17 protein-coding genes are annotated in these 18,042 nt (G+C 66.9%); 3 read left to right on the top strand and 14 right to left on the bottom strand.

Going from position 1 to position 18,042, the window contains the following annotated elements; all coding sequences use genetic code 11:
* Positions 1–58 precede the first annotated feature (58 nt).
* The 10 genes from IEX71_RS21575 to IEX71_RS21530 form a co-directional block, all read right to left on the bottom strand.
* Positions 59–694 carry a hypothetical protein gene (locus tag IEX71_RS21575; protein ID WP_188839154.1) on the bottom strand — a complete coding sequence of 212 codons (636 nt, stop codon included), beginning with the start codon at positions 692–694 and terminating at the stop codon, positions 59–61.
* The gene (locus IEX71_RS21570; protein ID WP_188839153.1) at positions 691–1,323 is read right to left on the bottom strand and encodes a hypothetical protein; all 633 of its coding nucleotides are present in this window, start codon (positions 1,321–1,323) and stop codon (positions 691–693) included. The genes IEX71_RS21575 and IEX71_RS21570 overlap by 4 nt, the downstream gene beginning before the upstream one ends.
* Positions 1,323–2,372 (bottom strand): OmpA family protein, encoded by a 1,050-nt coding sequence (locus tag IEX71_RS21565; protein WP_188839152.1) that lies wholly within the window; start codon positions 2,370–2,372, stop codon positions 1,323–1,325. The genes IEX71_RS21570 and IEX71_RS21565 overlap by 1 nt, the downstream gene beginning before the upstream one ends.
* 50 nt (positions 2,373–2,422) lie before the next feature.
* Entirely contained in the window at positions 2,423–3,094 is a 672-nt protein-coding gene (locus IEX71_RS21560) for a pilus assembly protein TadG-related protein (RefSeq protein WP_188839151.1), read from the bottom strand.
* 58 nt (positions 3,095–3,152) lie between these two features.
* Entirely contained in the window at positions 3,153–3,335 is a 183-nt protein-coding gene (locus tag IEX71_RS21555) for a hypothetical protein (RefSeq protein WP_188839150.1), read from the bottom strand.
* Positions 3,336–3,501: 166 nt separating this feature from the next.
* Positions 3,502–4,386 (bottom strand): succinate--CoA ligase subunit alpha, encoded by an 885-nt coding sequence (sucD, locus tag IEX71_RS21550; RefSeq protein WP_188839149.1) that lies wholly within the window; start codon positions 4,384–4,386, stop codon positions 3,502–3,504.
* Positions 4,387–4,422: 36 nt separating this feature from the next.
* On the bottom strand, positions 4,423–5,595 hold the full coding sequence (gene sucC / locus IEX71_RS21545; protein ID WP_188839180.1) for an ADP-forming succinate--CoA ligase subunit beta: 1,173 nt from the start codon (positions 5,593–5,595) through the stop codon (positions 4,423–4,425).
* Positions 5,596–6,005: 410 nt separating this feature from the next.
* Positions 6,006–8,558, bottom strand: coding sequence for an FtsX-like permease family protein (locus IEX71_RS21540; protein ID WP_188839148.1), 2,553 nt, complete (start codon positions 8,556–8,558; stop codon positions 6,006–6,008).
* Between the two features lie 88 nt (positions 8,559–8,646).
* Positions 8,647–9,372, bottom strand: coding sequence for an ABC transporter ATP-binding protein (locus IEX71_RS21535; RefSeq protein ID WP_188839147.1), 726 nt, complete (start codon positions 9,370–9,372; stop codon positions 8,647–8,649).
* A complete protein-coding gene (locus tag IEX71_RS21530) occupies positions 9,369–9,962 on the bottom strand; it encodes a PadR family transcriptional regulator (RefSeq protein ID WP_188839146.1) in 594 nt (197 codons plus the stop codon). The genes IEX71_RS21535 and IEX71_RS21530 overlap by 4 nt, the downstream gene beginning before the upstream one ends.
* A 201-nt stretch (positions 9,963–10,163) precedes the next feature.
* Between IEX71_RS21530 and IEX71_RS21525 the strand changes: the two genes are divergently transcribed.
* Positions 10,164–10,973 carry a M23 family metallopeptidase gene (locus tag IEX71_RS21525; RefSeq protein WP_188839145.1) on the top strand — a complete coding sequence of 270 codons (810 nt, stop codon included), beginning with the start codon at positions 10,164–10,166 and terminating at the stop codon, positions 10,971–10,973.
* Between the two features lie 111 nt (positions 10,974–11,084).
* Here IEX71_RS21525 and pcrA read toward each other — a convergent pair whose 3' ends face one another.
* Genes pcrA through IEX71_RS21510 form a run of 3 tightly spaced genes read right to left on the bottom strand, consistent with a single transcriptional unit; the run spans position 11,085 to position 15,159 of the window.
* Positions 11,085–13,490, bottom strand: coding sequence for a DNA helicase PcrA (gene pcrA, locus IEX71_RS21520; RefSeq protein ID WP_188839144.1), 2,406 nt, complete (start codon positions 13,488–13,490; stop codon positions 11,085–11,087).
* A gap of 45 nt (positions 13,491–13,535) precedes the next feature.
* A complete protein-coding gene (locus IEX71_RS21515; RefSeq protein WP_188839143.1) occupies positions 13,536–13,871 on the bottom strand; it encodes a TfoX/Sxy family protein in 336 nt (111 codons plus the stop codon).
* A gap of 40 nt (positions 13,872–13,911) precedes the next feature.
* Positions 13,912–15,159, bottom strand: coding sequence for an MFS transporter (locus IEX71_RS21510; protein WP_188839142.1), 1,248 nt, complete (start codon positions 15,157–15,159; stop codon positions 13,912–13,914).
* A 93-nt stretch (positions 15,160–15,252) separates the two neighbouring features.
* Here IEX71_RS21510 and IEX71_RS21505 point away from each other — a divergent pair, with 93 nt between their 5' ends.
* Complete coding sequence (locus tag IEX71_RS21505; RefSeq protein ID WP_188839141.1) at positions 15,253–15,864, top strand: TetR-like C-terminal domain-containing protein; 612 nt, start codon at positions 15,253–15,255, stop codon at positions 15,862–15,864.
* A 26-nt stretch (positions 15,865–15,890) separates the two neighbouring features.
* Here IEX71_RS21505 and IEX71_RS21500 read toward each other — a convergent pair whose 3' ends face one another.
* Entirely contained in the window at positions 15,891–16,904 is a 1,014-nt protein-coding gene (locus IEX71_RS21500) for a DUF2804 domain-containing protein (RefSeq protein WP_188839140.1), read from the bottom strand.
* 626 nt (positions 16,905–17,530) lie between these two features.
* On the opposite strand from IEX71_RS21500, the gene IEX71_RS21495 reads away from it, so the two are divergent.
* Complete coding sequence (locus tag IEX71_RS21495) at positions 17,531–17,890, top strand: hypothetical protein (RefSeq protein ID WP_188839139.1); 360 nt, start codon at positions 17,531–17,533, stop codon at positions 17,888–17,890.
* The last annotated feature ends 152 nt before the right edge of the window (positions 17,891–18,042 follow it).

The raw sequence follows: 18,042 nt of genomic DNA, 5'->3' as shown, positions 1-18,042 counted from the left end.
CCGTCGGATATTCGTGAGCACCTTTGCGTCGATCGTCAATTTGCACGAATGCGTTGATTCAGCTGTCGTCTGTTGCCGCACCCGTGCGCAATGAGCCGCAGATAGCGTCGACGTCGAGTGGATCGGCCAGTGCGTGCGGCGCCTTGGCCGTCACGGAGACGTACTGCCCGGTGCTGGTGGTGCCCATCAGGACCAGCGTCTGCATGCCCGGCGACACGTTGTGATCGGTGTAGGCGAACTGGTAGGCGTCACGCAGCCCCGGCCAGGTCACTCGCACCATCCGCAGGTCCTTGACGTGCTCGACGTCGAGCAACTGCCCGCGGAAGGCCTGCGCCTCCTGCTTGGCCGACTTCGTGTGCTCGGAGGCGGACCAGGTGATGCCGATCGCGACCCGTTGCTTCCCCTCGCGGCGGGACGACGCGTAGGTGACGGTCGTCGACTTGCTCTGCTTGACCTCGTCACCCTGTTTGTCGAACGTCGACGGCATCGCGATCGACACCGGGCCGTGGGTGACCCGGTCCGCACCGGCGGGGCCGGACGAGGGCGGGAAGATCGGCTTCGTCGCCTTCGCCGCCGAGCGTGGCAGCGACGTGGACGGTGTCACGGACGCCGGGGTGTCGCTCGATCCCCCGCCGCATCCGGCGGCGAGCACGATGACCCCCAGAGCGGCCGGAATGCCGAGCAGCCGTTTCACGACGAGCTCACCTTCACACCGGTCATCGTCGTGAAGCCGGGCAGCGTCACGTTCACCGATGAGGTGCCCACGGGCAGCGGCGGCAGGACGGCATACAGCACGGTGCCAGCGGCGTTGACCGAGTCCGGGAGACTGCTGCAGGCACAGCCGTTGTCCAAGCCGTTCCCGCCGGCTGGGACGAACGTGTAGGGGTGCAGCGTCGACTTCGTCTTAGGGTCGACCAGGCCGAGGAGCCGGGTGTCGAAGAGCGGCGGCCGGGCGAACTGGAACGACTTGGTGTTCGCCGTCGTCGACGAGGCGCTCTTGAGCCGCCAGGTGACCCGGGTCGCCTGGGGCGACCTCATCACCTGAAGTATCTCCGCCACCACGGTCGACGAACCACCGCTCGCCTTCAGTGAGCCCCGGCTCGTCGCGAGGACCGGCAGCTTGTCACTCGAGCCCATGACCTTCGCGATCGCCGCGTCCGCGGCGGAGGGGCCTTTGGCGCTCGATGTTCCCGATGACGGGACGGCAGCGGAGCTGCTGCCGGCCGAGGAGGTCACGGTGGACGGCGAGTCGTCGCTGCAGCCGGCAACGCCAAGGGTCAACAGGGCGGCCGCGGACAGGACGACCGCTCGGGATGCGCGCATCACTGGCCACCACCCGTCTTGAAGGTCACGGTGACCCTCCGGTTGAGCTTGCGCCCGTCGTCAGTGGCGTTGTCGGCGACCGGGTCCTTCTCGCCCTTGCCGGAAGAGCTGAAGGTCAGGCCCTTCTTGTGCACCAGCTTCTGCAAAGCCTTCTGCACCGACGTCGCCCGCCGCTCCGACAGGGTCTGGTTGAACGACTCGCTACCGCTGCTGTCGGTGTAGCCGACGACGGACACGTTTCCGGCGCCCTTCGCGGACAACTCGGCAGCCACCTTCTGCAGAGTCCCCTGCGCCTTCGGCGTCAGGCTCGCCTTGCCGTAGTCGAAGAGCACATCGCTGTCCACCGAGATCGCGGTCTCGTCCGAGGACCGCTTGGTCGCGGTGTCGGGGTCGGCCACGTTGCTGACCAGCGGACGGATGGATGGCTTCGGGTCCGCCTGCTTGATCGACGCCTCGTCCGGCAGTTGCGGCCAGCCGCCGCCCAAGATGACCGGCGCCTTCGCGCTCGCCGGTGACGGCAGCTCGTCGGTCACCGGCACATCGACCACCAGATTGCCGAAGCCGAACCGCACGGTGACGCTCTTGAGGTCTTTCGGAAGTGGTGGCAGGATCGCCCAGCCGACCTCCGGCTTCGAGGTGCCGCCGTAGTCCGTGATGTCGGATTGGTTGCTGCACAAGCATTTTCGGTCGCTGGTGCCGAGCGGCAGATAGAGCTTCAGACCACTCGTGTCGACGACACTGACGGACCAGGCGGCCCCGACCGGGTATGACGAAGCCAGCCCGACGGTCGGCATGACCGCGCCCGGGCTGGCGCCCTTCCCGCCGATCGAGTAGTAGACGGCGGTGCCGCCGGGCACGCGCACCACGGCGTGGATCGCGCCGTGGACCTCGGCGTTGGAGGGATCGTTGTAACCGTTGTAGACGAAGGTGCCCGCGATGGGGATGTCATCGGTGCCGGCAGCGGATGCCGGGGCTGCAACGGCGCCGGTCAACAGCACGGCGACCGATGCGGCGAGAGCACCTCCTCGGACTCGCACACTGGAAAGCACGTCGGGTGGTTCCTTTCTCCGGGGGCAGAACTTCTCGGGCAGGACGTCGGTCAGTCCACCAGGCGAGCCTTCAACATATTGCGCAGCGCCTGCGGATCGTGGACGACGAGGTGCCCGTCTTTGAGGTCGTAGTCGATCGTCGTACCGCCGCAGACCAACTGAACCGGCTCGGGCGGCGCGCTGCTGCTGGGAGTCGGCGCCGGTGACGAACTCGACGAACTGGGGCTGGGTTTCGGCGTCGGCGTGGGTTTCGGCAAACCGACGAAGTGGCACGCGCCCCACGGAACCCCGGTGCGGGCGACAGCCTTCGCCTTGGAGTGCTGGCCGCCGGACAGGGCCTTGTTCGACGCGACGGCGACCGCCGCTTCGTCACGGCGCCAGTCATAGCAGTAGCTGGTCACGTGGGCACCGTTGCTCTGCGCGAGTCTGCGGGCATCGGACTCCCCCAGCCCGCAGAAGAACGTCTTGGGTTCGAACGGCCCGACCGGCAGGGTGCTCACGTCCTGGATCACGTGCTCGATCACGTCATCGGCGCCGGCGAGGGCCGCAGCGTCGGCGGCGTTCTGCGCGCTGGACTTCTGGTTGACCGCGGAGCCGATCGGCAGCATCACCCAGAAGGTGACGGCGACCAGCGCGAGTACGGCGCAGATGATCAGGCCGGTCGCCACCTGGCCACTGTCATCCTCGGCTCGACGACGAAGACGTTGCTTCGTGGTGCTCACCCGGCGTTCCTCCCTGTCGGCCAATCCGCTTCCCGGCTTCGACGCGAGAAGTGCCCGATCAGATCCCGGTGATTTTGCCCAGGGCACCACTGACGACGTCGGCGAGGCTCGTCCCCTTACCGAAGGCTGCGACGATCGCCAGGACCAGCAGAGCAGCCAGCGCGATCATGCCGACATACTCCAGCGTTCCCTGGCCGCGCTCACCGCGCGAGCCCGGCCGAGCAGCGCCTCGTGTGGTCATCCGAACCTCCTGTCGTGGACCCCCGACAGTCCACGGCATGTTGCGAAAAACCAGGCTACTGAAGGGAACCGATCGGTCACAGGGCCCACGGGCCCAGGAGATTGTGCGGAGAAACGACGAACCGGCCGCCGGAACAGTGTTCCGACGGCCGGCTCGAAAGCGCTTGTCAGGCGAGGTTCTTCAGGATCTCCCGCATCAGCTCGGCGGTCTCGGACGGCGTCTTGCCGACCTTGACGCCGGCGGCCTCGAGGGCTTCCTTCTTCGCCGCGGCGGTGCCGGACGAGCCGGAGACGATGGCGCCGGCGTGGCCCATGGTCTTGCCCTCGGGGGCGGTGAAGCCTGCGACATACCCGACGACGGGCTTGGTCACGTGCTCCTTGATGTATGCCGCGGCGCGCTCCTCGGCGTCTCCGCCGATCTCACCGATCATCACGATGGCCTTGGTGTCGGGGTCGGCCTCGAACGCCTCGAGCGCGTCGATGTGCGTGGTGCCGATGACCGGGTCACCGCCGATGCCGATGCCCGTGGTGAAGCCGTAGTCACGCAACTCGTACATCATCTGGTAGGTCAGCGTGCCCGACTTGGAGACCAGGCCGATCGGACCCTTGCCCGCGATGGTGTGCGGCGTGATGCCGGCCAGCGACTCTCCCGGCGTGATGATGCCGGGGCAGTTCGGGCCGATGATCCGGGTCTTCTTGCCGATCGAGTAGTTGTAGAACTCGGCGGAGTCCTTCACCGGGATGCCCTCAGTGATGACGACCAGCAGCGGGATCTCGGCATCGATCGCCTCGATCGCGGCGTCCTTGGCGAACTTCGGCGGCACGAAGGCGACCGACACGTTTGCGCCAGTGGCCTCCATGGCCTCCTTGACGGTGCCGTAGACGGGCAGCTCCTTGCCGCCGATCTCCGCGGTGGTGCCGGCCTTGCGGGCGTTGACGCCGCCGACGATGTTGGAGCCGGCCTCGAGCATCAGCGCGGTGTGCTTGGAGCCCATGCCGCCCGTCATACCCTGGACGATGATCTTGCTGTCAGCATCCAAAAAGATTGCCATTATTGGTGATTCCTTAGTTTCGTATGCCGTCAGCGGTCACTTGGAGGCGAGCTCGGCGGCCCGGGCCGCAGCGCCGTCCATCGTGTCGACCTGGGTCACGAGCGGGTGGGCCAGCTCGTTGAGGATCGCGCGGCCCTGCTCGACGTTGTTGCCGTCGAGACGCACGACGAGCGGCTTGGTCGCGTTGTCACCGAGGATCTCCAGCGCACCCTTGATGCCGTTGGCGACGTCGTCACACGCGGTGATGCCACCGAAGACGTTGACGAAGACGGACTTGACCTGCTCGTCACCGAGGATGACGTCCAGGCCGTCGGCCATGACCTGCGCGTTGGCGCCGCCGCCGATGTCCAGGAAGTTGGCGGGCTTCACGCCATACTGCTCGCCGGCGTAGGCGACGACGTCGAGCGTGGACATGACCAGACCCGCGCCGTTGCCGATGATGCCGACCTGGCCGTCAAGCTTGACGTAGTTGAGGTTCTTGGCCTTCGCCTTGGCCTCCAGCGGGTCGGCGGCAGCGGTGTCCTCTAACGCCTCGTGGTCAGGGTGGCGGAAGTCGGCGTTCTCGTCGAGCGTCACCTTGCCGTCGAGGGCGACGATGTCGCCGGCGCCGGTCTGCACGAGCGGGTTGACCTCGACCAGCGTCGCGTCTTCCTCGCGGTAGACGTCCCACAGCTTCTGCAGCACCGGGGCGATCTTGGCGCCGAGCTCGGCGTCGAAACCGGCGGTGTCGACGATCTCCTTCGCCTTGGCCGCGTCGATGCCGACGTTGGGGTCGACGGCCACGCGAGCCAGCGCGTCCGGGCGTTCGACAGCGAGCTGCTCGATCTCCATGCCGCCCTCCTTGCTGCACATCGCAAGGTAGCTGCGGTTGGCCCGGTCGAGCAGCACGGAGAAGTAGTACTCCTCCTTGATATCCGCGCCCTGCGCGATCATCACCGTGCCGACGGTGTGGCCCTTGATGTCCATGCCGAGGATCTCTGCCGCGCGATCACGCGCTTCCTCCGGCGACTTGGCGACCTTCACGCCACCGGCCTTGCCGCGGCCACCGGTCTTGACCTGTGCCTTGACGACGGTCACACCGCCGGACTTGGCACCGATCTCGGCAGCGGCCTTCTCGGCCTGCTCGGCAGTCGTGGCGATCTGTCCGGCCAGCACCGGTACGCCGTGCGCCTCGAACATGTCGCGCGCCTGATATTCGAAAAGATCCACGCGGAATCCGTCCTCGTCCCGGGAGTCGACCTCGCGCATCGGGCGGGCGCCGTATGGCGCCGTCGCGGTACGAGGCAGGCCCCCTCATTGATTCGGTGATGAACTTCTGAAGGGATGAGGTCTCCGCGCTCGCCGGGGCGACGTGTCCGGGACCTCGTTGTCCAGTTCGGATGCTAGTGGCCCCAAGGCCGAAGGCGCAGGTTGACCCCGGGGCTACCGCCGAGTACGTGACTGAACTCACGCGATTCAGGCACCACGCACCCCGCCCGGCCCCTCCACAACAAGCCACCCCTTTTCACCGACAGGACAGGCGATGACCGAAAGGACAGCCGATTCGGGCCCAAGTCGGTCCGAATTGGCTGTCCTCTCGATGAACGGGTGTCCTGTCGGCACAGGGGGTCGTGGTCGACTCAGGTGACCCGCCGGGTCATCGGCACCCGACCCCGGGTCGCGAGCGCGGCTAGTGCCGCGGCGAGCAGCGGCACGCCGATCGCGACCACCAACAGTTGGAGCCACGGTATGGCGGTCACCGTGTGGTGGGAGTTCTGATTGGTGACGAGACTGACCGGGTTGCTGACCGCGATCCCGGCCACTGCTCCGACCGCGAGTCCGAGCACCGCCCCGAACAACCCGACGACCGCGGCGTTGGCGCCGGCAATCTTTCGGCGCAGCGACGCCGGCGCGCCGAGCGACGCGAGTGTCGCACTGTCCGCACGGGATTCGGCGTTTGACAACGCTGTCGACGCCAAAGTGGCGACCAGCACGAGCAGACCGAACACCCCACCGATGAGCCAGTACAGCCACGCGCCGACCGAGTCATAACCACGCTCGACATACAGATAGCTGCCCTCGGTGAGGCGTTCGTCGATCTGCTGCTGCGCGGAGGCGGAGATCCCGTCGGGTGCGCGCACGAGCAGCCGGCCGACCGCACTGCCGCCCGGGAGCCGGTCGGCGGTGTGCGTCGACACCAGCGCCGCGGCGGCCACGCCCGACCTGTACGTGCGGTAGGCGCCGTCCTTCGTCGGCATCGACTCGAAGGTCTTCAGCGTCGAACGGTAGGCCGGGAGCGTGGCACCGCCGCGCCCCGACGCGACGAGTCGGATCGTGGTTGTGATCGACCGCGGCGCACCGGCCGGCAGCAGCGCGCGACCGCTCTGGAGCACTGCGATGTCACGGGTGTCGAGCCGGAAGATCCGGGCGAGCTGCTCCGGTGTGGCGGCGATGATCTCGGCGTCCGCCAAGGCGTTCGACCTCGCGCGCACCGTCCGCAGCGGCACCACGGTCGCATCGGGTACGGCGTGCCGGACGATCGCCGCCGCGGAGGTCGCTTCCGTCGTACCGCCCTGCATGACCGTGACGAGCGCCTCCCCGGCAGGCAGCGACGGCTGGTAGGCATCGCTGCTCGCGCGGTCCGAGCTGGCGAACGCGATGGACAGCGTGGTCAGTGCGGCGACGGTTGCCAGGATCGCCCCCACGGTCGCAACGGCCCGACCTCGTTGGCGACTGACATCACGTGCCGCGACCCGGAATGGCAGCGGCAAGTGCCGAGCAATCAGGCCCAGACGAGTGAGCAGCCAGGGTGCCGTCATGAGGGTGCCGGCGAACAACGCGACCGTGCCGACGATGGTGCCGCCCATGAGCCCCGGCGACAGGTCTTGCGCGTTGATCCCACTGCTGACCAGCGTCGCCGTCAGAATGGCGCCACCTGCCACTGCGATCACCAGGCCGAGAATGGGCCAACCGACCCGAACCTTCGCGGCGGAGACGTGCCCGCGGAGCACGGCGACCAGGTTCACTCGCGACGCGGCAATGGCCGGCACGAACGCCGCGATCAGGGATGCGACAACCGCGACTGCGAAGACCACAATGCCCCAACCCCAGCGCAATTCGACTGGTCCGGGCGTCGCTGTCGTCGGCGACCAGTGGCCGTAGAGCTTCGCTGCGATCGCACCGAGGACAGCTCCGAGCCCGATAGAGAGCAACGCCGCGAGGGCACCGAGCAGCAGCGCTTGTGCAAGGACATATTTACGCAGTTGCCGTTTGGTCGCACCATTGCTCGCCAACTGTGCAAGCGCCCGTCGGTGACGGGATCCGCTGGCCGCGAACGCCGGTCCTGCCAACAGCGCGATCACGATGACGAGCCCGATGCCCAGCAGCACCCACACTGCAGGCGGCACAGGGCTGTAGTTCATCTCATCCGTAACAGGGTCGGCCTCGGCCTGCGCCGGGTGATGGATGACCTCCCGGCTCGCGACCGCCAGCCCGTAGCGGTTGAGGTGTTTGACCTCCGGCCACCGGACCGGATCACCACGCTCGAGCAACCAGTTGGTCGCGTCAGAAGTGGGCAGCGTGACCAAGTCCTCCGCGTTCGGTGTCTCCACCCGACCGACGACGGTCAGCCGCGTCTGGTGGCCGTCGCCATAGACGATCGTCAAGGTGCCGTTGGTAGGGATGCCATGTGCTGCACCCGCTCGGGAGACCAACACCTCGTGCGCATTCGTCGGCCAATGCCCGCTGCTGAGCGAAGCCATCCCGTCATATGCCTGTTTGCGGCCGTCGATGCCGAGGAAGTTCGCGTTCACCTGGCGGTCCCCAACACGTACCCGGTGAAGCGTCTTACTGACCGGCAGCACGGATCCACCGGTCACCTGCTGTATGTCATGAGCGTTCGGATGTTTCGGCTTTCCTGGGAACTGCAGCGACGACGCAGGGTCCGAAAACCCGCTCCCCCACGAGCCGGCGTCGACAGACTGCGTCAGTGCATCGCCGCCAAAATCGCCTGTACTCGTGATGAGTGCCTGACTCGACCCCATCGTGCGGGTGATGCCCTCGGCGCCATTCACGTCCTTCGTGAACGCGAACGTCCCACCTCCCGAGATGAGCAGCAACGGCAGGCCGATCAGCAGCACCACCAGCGCGGCCCGACCGCGGTGCTTGCGTATGTCGCGGGCGGCGAGCCGCAACGCGACTCGCCAGCCCCCGACATACCCTCCGAGGCCCCCTGAGCCCCGGAGTCGATGATCCGAAGTGCGCTCCCCCGAGCTGCTCACCTCAGATCACCCGGCTCAGCAGGGACTCCGGCGTTGCCGGGTCACCGGTCGTGTCGACGACCACGCCGTCACGCAGGAAGACCACGCGGTCGGCCCAGGCGGCGTGGCGTGACTCGTGTGTCACCAGCAGGCCCGCTGCTCCGTCGTCGCACTGATCGCGCAGGGTCCGCAGGACGGCTTCGCCGGTCGTGGAATCCAGCGCCCCGGTCGGCTCGTCGGCCAGCACGAGGCGGCGGTCGCCCACGAGCGCGCGGGCGATCGCGGCCCGCTGCTGCTGGCCGCCGGACATGTGCTCCGGGAAACGATCGGCGAGCTCGAGGATGCCGACCTTGCCCAATGCGTCCTTGGCTGCTGCTCGTGCCTTGCGGACGCTGAGGCCGTCCAATTCCAAAGGTAGAGAGACATTTTCGATCGCCGTCAACGACGGGATGAGATTGAGGTCCTGGAACACGAAGCCCATCGTCCGGCGTCGCAACCGGTCCAACCCGGCACGGGACAGCCCCGCAAGGTCGGCACCGTCCACGGACACGGTGCCGCCGGTCGGTGTGTCGAGTCCACCGGCGACATTGAGCAGAGTCGACTTGCCGGAGCCACTCGGACCCATCACCGCGACGAGCTCACCGGCGCTCACAGTCAGGCTGACTCCGCGCAGTGCGTGCACCGCGGTCTCGCCGGTGCCGTGCGTGCGTTCGACGTTCTCGAGGACCAGCGTGGAGGTAGTAGTCATCGGCGCGCCCCCTCACGCGCTCCAGCGTTCTCCGCGGTGGCGACGGGCGCCGTCCGCGAAGCTTTCGCCCGGGTAGGGGTGAGGCGGCTGATCCTCGCTTCCACGTGGTCCAGCCACCGCACCTCGGCCTCGTCGGCGAAGATCAGCGACTCGAGCACGAGCTCCCAGGCGAGGTCCTCGCCGTCCGCCCCGCGCTTCAGCCGGGTGAGGTCCCGCAGGTGGGTCATCGTCGCGGTGCGCTGGGTCTGCACGATCTGCTGCACGTCGACACCGGGCAGGGTCACCGCCAGAGCGAGCTTGATCGCCAACTCGTTGCGAGGTGTCTGCTCGCGACCCACTGGCACGCTCCACCACTGCTGGACCTCGGCCCGCCCCGCGTCGGTCAGCTGGTAGGCGATCCGGCCCTCCTCGTCGGCCGCGCCGGTGCTCACCACCAGTGCATCCCGCTCGAGCCGTCCGAGCGTCGTGTAGACCTGCCCGACGTTGAGCGGCCAGGTGCCGCCGGTGCGGTGCTCGAACTCTTGGCGCAGCTGGGCGCCATACATCGGGCCGCTTTGCAGCAGCGCGAGCAAGCTGTGTTTGATCGACATACGGAACCATCCCCCGACAGATCGGTGTATACCCGGTATTCACCGAGTTCAGAAGATGTATACCGGGTATGTATGCCGAGCGCAAGGCCCACGCGAGCGTCGGAAGTCAATCGGGCGGTTTCTCACCACAGCGGACTGCGAACCGCATAAAATGACGCGGGTGTGTTTCTCCGGCCGCCCCCCTCTGACGGTCCCGCATCGATGAGCGGCAATTACGAGGGACGGCATCGGCCGACTCCGGTCCGACCGCAGGGTCGGCATCGGGCCGTTGCGACCAAGAGCCAGTTCCGCCGCGTCGGCGTCCCTGCCGGGGTCGCGGTTGTTGCCACCGTCGGCGGCGCGATGGTCGCTGGAGTCACTCCGTTGCCGGTCGGCGGTCGGACCTTAGCGATCGACCCCGGACCCTATGACTCGAGTTCGGCCAGCACCATCAAGGCCAATGCTGCCAAGCCGACTCCGGTCATCACGCCGAAGCGCGCGCTGCCGGGAGGCGTGTCTCGAGATCGCACCGTCGAACGGCCGAAGCCGAAGCCGACGACCGGGAAGACTGCGAAGAAGACTCCGTCCAAGCCCAAGCCATCAAGTTCCCCGACGCCGCACGAGAGCCCGTGGACGTGTGCCGTTGCCGCATGCCAGGGACGGATGACGTCCGGCTTCGGCCCTCGCGTGTCACCCGGCGGGATCGGCTCGACCTACCACGAGGGCGACGACTTCGCGGTTGCGTGGGGCACGCCGCTGCTGGCGATGCACACCGGCACCGTCGTGTCGGCGGGCTGGGTGCCCGGCCTCGGCAACCACGTCACGATCGACTACGGAGACGGCGTCCAGAGCGTCTACGGCCACATGTCGCGGATCCAGGTCGTGCCTGGCCAATGGCTCGGCCGCGGCCAACTCGTCGGCCAGTCCGGCGACACCGGCAACTCGACCGGTCCGCACCTGCATCTCGAGATCCACCTGGGTGGCGTCCCGGTCAACCCTGCACCCTGGCTGCAGGCCCGCGGCATCTTCTGAAGGCGCCCAGAGTAGGCACCTCGAATTGGCCTGCCCCTCAGACGTGCCGGCCGAAGGACGGACCAACAACATCAGCAGCTTTGACACACAGACGAGGAACGAGTCTGTGTGTCAAAGCTTTTCGACCGGCGCATAGCGCAACAGCAACCGCTTGACCCCGGTGTCACCACCGAAGTCGATGTGCGCCATGGCCCGATCGCCCTGCCCCTCGACGCGTATGACGGACCCCATCCCGAACGTGTCGTGCGTGACCTTGTCCCCCGCATCCAGTGCGATGATCGGGCGGTTGCCCGGGCTGCGCACACCTGGCCGGGCCGCCAATCGCGCAACCGCGGGTGTTGAGGACGGCCGAGTCGCTGTCGTCGTCACGCGTTGCCAGTCGACGAGCCCCGACGGGATCTCGTCCAGGAAGCGCGACGGCGGGTTGTACTGCGGGGCTCCCCAGGCCGAGCGCACCTCGGCTCGCGACAGGTGCAGCCGCTCGCGAGCACGCGTGATGCCGACATACGCCAGCCGCCGCTCCTCCTCGAGCTCCTTCGGGTCGCCGAGCGCCCGCATGTGCGGGAAGGTTCCGTCCTCCATACCGGTGAGGAACACGACGGGGAACTCCAGCCCCTTGGCGGTGTGCAGGGTCATCAGCGTGACGACGCCGACGTCCTCGCCCTCCTCGTCAGGGATCTCGTCGGTGTCGGCGACCAGGGACACCTGCTCGAGGAAGTCCTCGAGCGATCCACCGGGGTAGTTCTCGTCGAATTCCTTTGCCACCGCGACGAGTTCGGCGAGGTTCTCGACGCGAGTCTCGTCCTGCGGATCAGCGCTCTGCCGAAGCTCGGACAGGTAGCCGGACTTGTCGAGGATCGCTTCGAGCAGATCACCGACGCCGGCATCGTCGGCAGCGTGCACCTGACCGAGCGACTCGAGCAGCTCGGTGAAGGCGTTGATGCAGGTAACGGATCGTGTCGCGATGCCGGGTGCGTCGCCGGCGCGTCCGAGTGCCGCGACGAACGGGATCCGCTCGCGCTCGGCCAGCGCCGAGACGCACGCTTCCGCGCGATCACCGATGCCGCGCTTGGGCACGTTGAGGATGCGCCGCAGGTTGACGGTGTCCAGCGGGTTGGACACCACCCGCAGGTAGGCGAGCGCGTCCTTGACCTCACGACGCTCGTAGAAGCGGGTGCCGCCGACCACCTTGTAGGGCAGTCCGACTCGGACGAAAACCTCTTCCAGTGCACGGGATTGGGCGTTGGTGCGGTAGAAGACCGCGACGTCCTTCGGCTTGACGCCGTGCTCGTCGCCGAGCACGTCGATCGTGCGCGCGACGAAGGCCGCCTCGTCGTGCTCGGAGTCCCCGACATACCCGATGATCTGCGCGCCATCGCCCGACTCCGACCAGAGGCTCTTGGGGCGCCGTCCTTCGTTCTTGGCGATCACGGCATTGGCGGCCTGCAGGATGTTCTGGGTGGAGCGGTAGTTCTGCTCCAGCAGGATCGTGTGCGCCTGCGGGTAGTCCTGCTCGAACTCCACGATGTTGCGGATGGTCGCACCACGGAAGGCATAGATCGACTGATCCGCGTCGCCGACGACGCACAACTCGGCAGGAGGAACGTGACCGAGCGCCGGGTCCGAAACCTCATGCCCCACAAGCTCTTTCACCAAGGCGTATTGGGCGTGGTTGGTGTCCTGGTATTCGTCGACCAGCACGTGCCGGAAGCGTCGCCGGTAGTGCTCGGCGACGTCGGGGAAGACGCGCAGGATGTTGACGGTGGTCATGATCAGGTCGTCGAAGTCGAGTGCGTTGGCCTGCCGCAGGCGCCGTTGGTATGACGTATAGGCCTCCGCCAGGGTCTTCTCCTGATGGCTGCCTTCGACGACCTGCGATGCGTAGGTCTCCTCATCGATCAGCTCGTTCTTGAGGTTGCTGACCTGATGGCTGAAGGAGCGCGGCGGGAAGCGCTTGGGATCCAGGTCGAGGTCGCGCATGACCAGGGCCATCATCCGCTGGCTGTCGGCCGCGTCGTAGATGGAGAACGTCGACTTCAGGCCGACCTTGCTCGCCTCGCGGCGCAGGATCCGCACACAGGCGGAGTGGAAGGTGGAGACCCACATCGACCGGGCGACCGGCCCGACCAGCGCCTCGACCCGCTCACGCATCTCGGCGGCAGCCTTGTTGGTGAAGGTGATCGCGAGGATCTGCCCCGGCTGCACGTGCCGGGCCGCCATCAGGTGCGCGATCCGATGAGTGAGGACACGAGTCTTGCCGGAGCCGGCGCCGGCGACGATGAGCAATGGCGGGCCCTCGTGCAGCACTGCTTCGCGCTGCTGCGGGTTGAGCCCGGCGACCAGACTCTCCGGGTCGGCGGTCGAAGGCCTCGCCGGCTCTTCCTCGGCCGCCGGCGCCTCCTTGCCGAGGCTCGCCCAGGTGGGGACGCCGCGCTCGTCGACGTCGGTGGGAACCGTCGCGGAAGCCGCATCGGAGGGAAGGCCGGGCAGGGGAAGGTCGTCGAAAAGGCTGCTCATCTCGGCGCCAAGCCTACTTGGAGGTACTGACCTCCCCGGAGGACGTCACCCGTGCTTCGGGGGCTGGCTGCGGGCGACCTCAAGGCCACGTTCGACCCATTCGACAAGCTGCTCGTCGTCGAGTTGCTCCTGGTCGACACGGAGCCAGCCCGTCATCTCGCGGCCCCCCATCTCCATCCGCGCCACGCCGTCGCGCAGGATCAACGTCTCGGAGTCTTCCGGATCGACCCGCGCCATCAGGCCGCCGTACCTGGACGCCGCGACCGCCAAGCGACCTCCGGTGAGGAAGGCGATCCCGCCGAACATCCGCTTGTCGGTCACGTCCAGGTCGTCCGTCAGCAACTCGCGGATCCGCTGGACGAGCTCTCCGTCATACGCCATGGACGTCATTGTGCTCGCCGCAACCGACAACCGTCCGAGTTCACGCGTCCGGGCGCGCACCCACGGCGGCCAGTTGCTGCGGGCAGGGCGCCGCAGAGCGGCGTGCTGCGCGTGCCGCTCGGGTGGCCAGCACTGCGGCGGCGACGACCAGCGCTACTTCGAGGACGCCATAACCGATCAACGTCGGCCGCAGACCCCAGTGCTGGACGGCAAGACCGGCGACGACGGCCGGGACGCTGAAGGCCGTGTAGCCCAGGACGTAGATCGCGGCGAAGGTCTGGCCGCGCTTGTTCGCGGGAGTGACGGCCGCGATGGCGGCGACCGCGGTCTGGAACGTCGCGCCGAAGCCGATGCCCGCCACCGCCGAACCGACGATGTAGACGGCAGTCGAGCTGAGGAGCACTCCGAGGACCGAGATCGCGACTCCCCCACCGAGCGAGGCGAGTCCGAGCGCACGACGCGCCGACTGCGGAACGGCTCGAATCACCAACAGCACCAGGCCTGCCGGCGTGAAGAAGGTTGCCAGCACGAGCCCGACGAGGAAGTGGTCGTCGACTCCGAACAGCCGCGAGACCGCCGACGACCCGAGTGACAGGTAGAGACCACCGAGCGCCCAGGTCGCGGCGACGGCCGGCGCCCAGGCGAGGAAGGCCGAGCGAGCCTCGGCCGCGACCCCGATGCTGGGTCGAGCGGCGCGGCGTATGGCACGCAGGTCGGTCCCCTGCCGTGGCTCCTCGGGAGTGAAGAGTCCCACCACTGCCAACAGGAGGTAGCTGCCGAACATGATCCAGAAGACAAGCTCACGTGGCGCCGGCGCGTGCTGCACGAGTCCGCCCGCCAGTGCCGCCCCGAGCGCGAGCCCGATGCCCGGTGCACCACCGGTCACGACAGAGCCGACATGCGGGTTGGGTTGGAGGTCGATGATCAGCGCACTGACAGCGCCGGTGATGATGCCGGTCGCGACGCCCTGCACGATCCGGGCGAGCAACAACTCACCGACTCCGGACGCGTTGGCGAAGACGACCATCGCGACTGCAAGCAGCACCAGGCCACCCACCAGCATCGGGCGGCGGCCGATGTGATCGGCCAGGGAGCCGACCGTCAGCAGGGTGGCCAGCAGCGCCACGACATACACGGCGAAGATCACGGTGAGCGTGAACGACGAGAAACCCCAGAGCTGTTGGTAGACCGGGTAGAGCGGTGACGGCGCCGCAGCGCCGGTCATCAGACCGACCAGGGCGATACCGGCGGTAGCGAAGCCGACCGGCCGGGACAAGCGGAACGACATACGATCCTCACTAATTGCAAAGGTCATTGCTTTAGAGGTAGGACAGTACGCCCCTTTGGCCTTAATGCCAAGACAACTGCAATAATGGCACGTATGCCGACGAAGTCCACCCGGGTGCCCACCCACGCGTCCACACCTGTGAAGCGCCGCCCCGGCGGCCGGAGCGCACGCGTGCAGGACGCCGTCTACAGCGCGGTCGGCAAACTTATGGCGACACAGCGCCCGGATCAGATCACCGTTCCGATGGTCGCCGAACTCGCCGATGTCAATCCGACGAGCGTCTACCGGCGCTGGGGTGACATCGACGCGCTGCTCGAAGAAGTTGCCGTCGCGGCGTTCACCCGCGAGGACGAGGTCCTTCCCGACACCGGATCGCTGGAGGGCGATCTTCGCGAGTGGGCACGGGTCATCACCGACGACATCGTCCGCCCGCACCGCACCCGTTACCTGCGCGCGATGGTGAACGCACGCGACGGTGTCGTGTTGGACGCCTGCCCGTGCTGGACCGCACGCCGCGAGCAACTCGCGGAGATGATCAGCCGGGCGCACACTCGCGGCGAACGCACGCCGTCGGTCGAGCAGGTCCTCGACCACGTGATCGCGCCGCTCTATCACCACGTGGTCTTCGCGTTGCCGGCCGATACCGCGTATGCCGAGCGCCTCGTCGATGACGTGCTGTCGATGCGATCCGCCGAAAGCCGCTGATCAAACTCAGGTTTCGAGCCTTCGGCTCACCACAACTGCTCGACGTGTTCGACCCAGCCGAAGATGTCGTCGACGCCATACAGGTGGCCGTCGACGTCGGTGACGCTGCCCGACCAGGCGCCGAAGCACTGCCAGGTTCGTGAGCGGATGACCTTCAGGTCGGTGGCCGCATGTCGCACGTGCTCGACAGTGAACGTCAGGTCGATGCCAGGTCCACGCACCCGCCAGGGCGCCCGCCAGTCGTCCTGGTCGTAGGTCCAGGAGAGCTGGCCGATCTTGGTGAGGCGATCGTCGACGAGGAGCGAATTCTCGGTGGCCCCGGTGCCATCCGTCCACCTGCCACCGACCTGAATGCCGATCACGTGCCCATCGCTGCGGCCAGATCCGGCGCCCCAGTTCCAAGTGGTCGATCGTGGCCACCGGCCGCGGCCGTGGTCGAGGGTCGCCCACGACCGACCGTCGGGCAAGTGGTGCTCGGCGCCGTCGATGATCAGGGAACCCGTCGCTGGGCGCGCGACGTCCTTGACGGTGTATTGGAAGAGGCGCTCGGACCACGGCACGACGACCCCGAGCCGCTCGTGCCCCTCGGAGAGCCCGGCGACGATGTCGAGCCCGATGCGGTCGCCACGCGCCTGCAATCGTGTCGCGCCGCCCAGCGGCGTGATGGTGATGTCGAGCTTGTTGGAGCGGAAGGTCGCCGGTCCGTCGTCGAGGCTGCCTGGCAGGGTCACACCACGCCCGAACGGCGTGACTGCGTCCTGGTTGATCTCGAGGCCGGCGCGGCGGTCGAGGATCCAGAGATTGTTGACGCCGGCGTAGTCGATGCTCGAAATCGTCAGCGCCACAACGTGATCCGGAGTCGTGACGGCCCAATATTCCCAGCGCTTGTTGCGGCCGAATCCGACTCGTCCGTGGCCGATGCGACTGGTGTCGTGCAGTGGCTGGGTGGTCCAGCCGACGGCGCCCGGGTTCAGCCGGCCAGCGGCGTCGGTGAGCCGGCACGGCGTCGTGATCCGCGGACTCTTGTATGACGTAGCCATCCAGCGATCATCGCAGCCCTCCGTGCTCGTCGAGTCCGGACCTCATAGGTCCCGACGAAGGTCGATTGCGTGCAGGTCGCAGGCGACGCACACGTCAACTCAACTCCGGGGCATCCATCCATCTGCTGCCATGCCAGTCGCCGGTTCGACCGCGCACCCGATCGCCTTTATGAGAAACATGAGGTGAACAATCGGAATCTCTGTCACTCACCTCCCAGGTGCTGGCCCTGGCTTATTCGTGACCTGACTCACAATCAACACAGATCCAAGGAATCCATGACGGAAATCACACGCCTCCTGTTTTGAGGAACATCTTTCCAACGGATACGATAAACGGGTAGTTGTCGATGCTCCCGAAGCCCTGATCTTCTAGGTGAGTTTGAGCACGTCCACCCGCACTCTGCATGCCTCGCCGAAGGACGCAGGGATGAGTCTGACCGGGCAACGTCGCAGGTCAGGCAGCTGCTACCGGATGATTCGGGGATCTGGTCCTGGCAGTAGAACCGTCCATCCGGTGCGGAGATCCGCGAAGCAGCATTTCGCGACACCACCGATTAGTCGATAGATTTGCCAACGCATACCGGTCTTACCCGCAGGCTCCTTTAACTAGTAGTGGAGGACGTTGAATGACTGATTTGAACGCACTGGTTGACATGTACATTGACGTCTGGAACGAGCCAGATGATGCTGCACGTCGCGCAAAGGTCGAGAAAGTCTTCGCCGACCAGGCGAAGCACGTCACCCGCTCAGGGAAGTCCGTGGGGCACGACGAAATCTATGCAAGCATCACCGATGCTCACGCGCAGGGCACTGGAGCCGGTGAGCAGAAGCTTCGGTCGGTGCGGGCTGTCACCAACCACCGTGGTGCGGTGCGTGTCAATTGGGACATGACGAACGCCGACGGTGAGTGGATGGCAGCAGGATTCGATTGCATGATCCTGTCGTCAGATGGTCGAGTCAACGTCGACCACCAGTTCGCTGCTTGAGAAGCGGCCGAAGCCCGCGTTGACGGGGCAGCCGTTCCGGCAGTTCGGCGCGCCATAGATCTCTGCCGAGGATGACACCTCGGACTCCGGGCGATTGCGGTCTTTCTGACAAACCGCTGCACTATTGAGGTCCTTGGTACGGCTCCCCGGTC

Origin of the sequence: Flexivirga endophytica, from assembly GCF_014640635.1 — a bacterium.
GTDB classification, from domain to species: domain Bacteria; phylum Actinomycetota; class Actinomycetes; order Actinomycetales; family Dermatophilaceae; genus Flexivirga; species Flexivirga endophytica.
The sequence above is the reverse complement of the archived record's forward strand: the minus strand, read 5'-3'. Positions and strand labels throughout refer to the sequence as shown.

Excerpts from the sequence above, each read along its gene's own strand:
- IEX71_RS21495 (WP_188839139.1), top strand. The coding sequence starts at position 17,531 with ATGACTGATTTGAACGCACTGGTTGACATGTACATTGACGTCTGGAAC.
- IEX71_RS21555 (WP_188839150.1), bottom strand. The coding sequence starts at position 3,335 with ATGACCACACGAGGCGCTGCTCGGCCGGGCTCGCGCGGTGAGCGCGGC.
- IEX71_RS21530 (WP_188839146.1), bottom strand. The coding sequence starts at position 9,962 with ATGTCGATCAAACACAGCTTGCTCGCGCTGCTGCAAAGCGGCCCGATG.
- sucD (WP_188839149.1), bottom strand. The coding sequence starts at position 4,386 with ATGGCAATCTTTTTGGATGCTGACAGCAAGATCATCGTCCAGGGTATG.
- IEX71_RS21510 (WP_188839142.1), bottom strand. The coding sequence starts at position 15,159 with ATGTCGTTCCGCTTGTCCCGGCCGGTCGGCTTCGCTACCGCCGGTATC.
- IEX71_RS21570 (WP_188839153.1), bottom strand. The coding sequence starts at position 1,323 with ATGCGCGCATCCCGAGCGGTCGTCCTGTCCGCGGCCGCCCTGTTGACC.
- IEX71_RS21500 (WP_188839140.1), bottom strand. The coding sequence starts at position 16,904 with ATGGCTACGTCATACAAGAGTCCGCGGATCACGACGCCGTGCCGGCTC.
- pcrA (WP_188839144.1), bottom strand. The coding sequence starts at position 13,490 with ATGAGCAGCCTTTTCGACGACCTTCCCCTGCCCGGCCTTCCCTCCGAT.
- IEX71_RS21525 (WP_188839145.1), top strand. The coding sequence starts at position 10,164 with ATGAGCGGCAATTACGAGGGACGGCATCGGCCGACTCCGGTCCGACCG.
- IEX71_RS21505 (WP_188839141.1), top strand. The coding sequence starts at position 15,253 with ATGCCGACGAAGTCCACCCGGGTGCCCACCCACGCGTCCACACCTGTG.
- IEX71_RS21515 (WP_188839143.1), bottom strand. The coding sequence starts at position 13,871 with ATGGCGTATGACGGAGAGCTCGTCCAGCGGATCCGCGAGTTGCTGACG.
- IEX71_RS21535 (WP_188839147.1), bottom strand. The coding sequence starts at position 9,372 with ATGACTACTACCTCCACGCTGGTCCTCGAGAACGTCGAACGCACGCAC.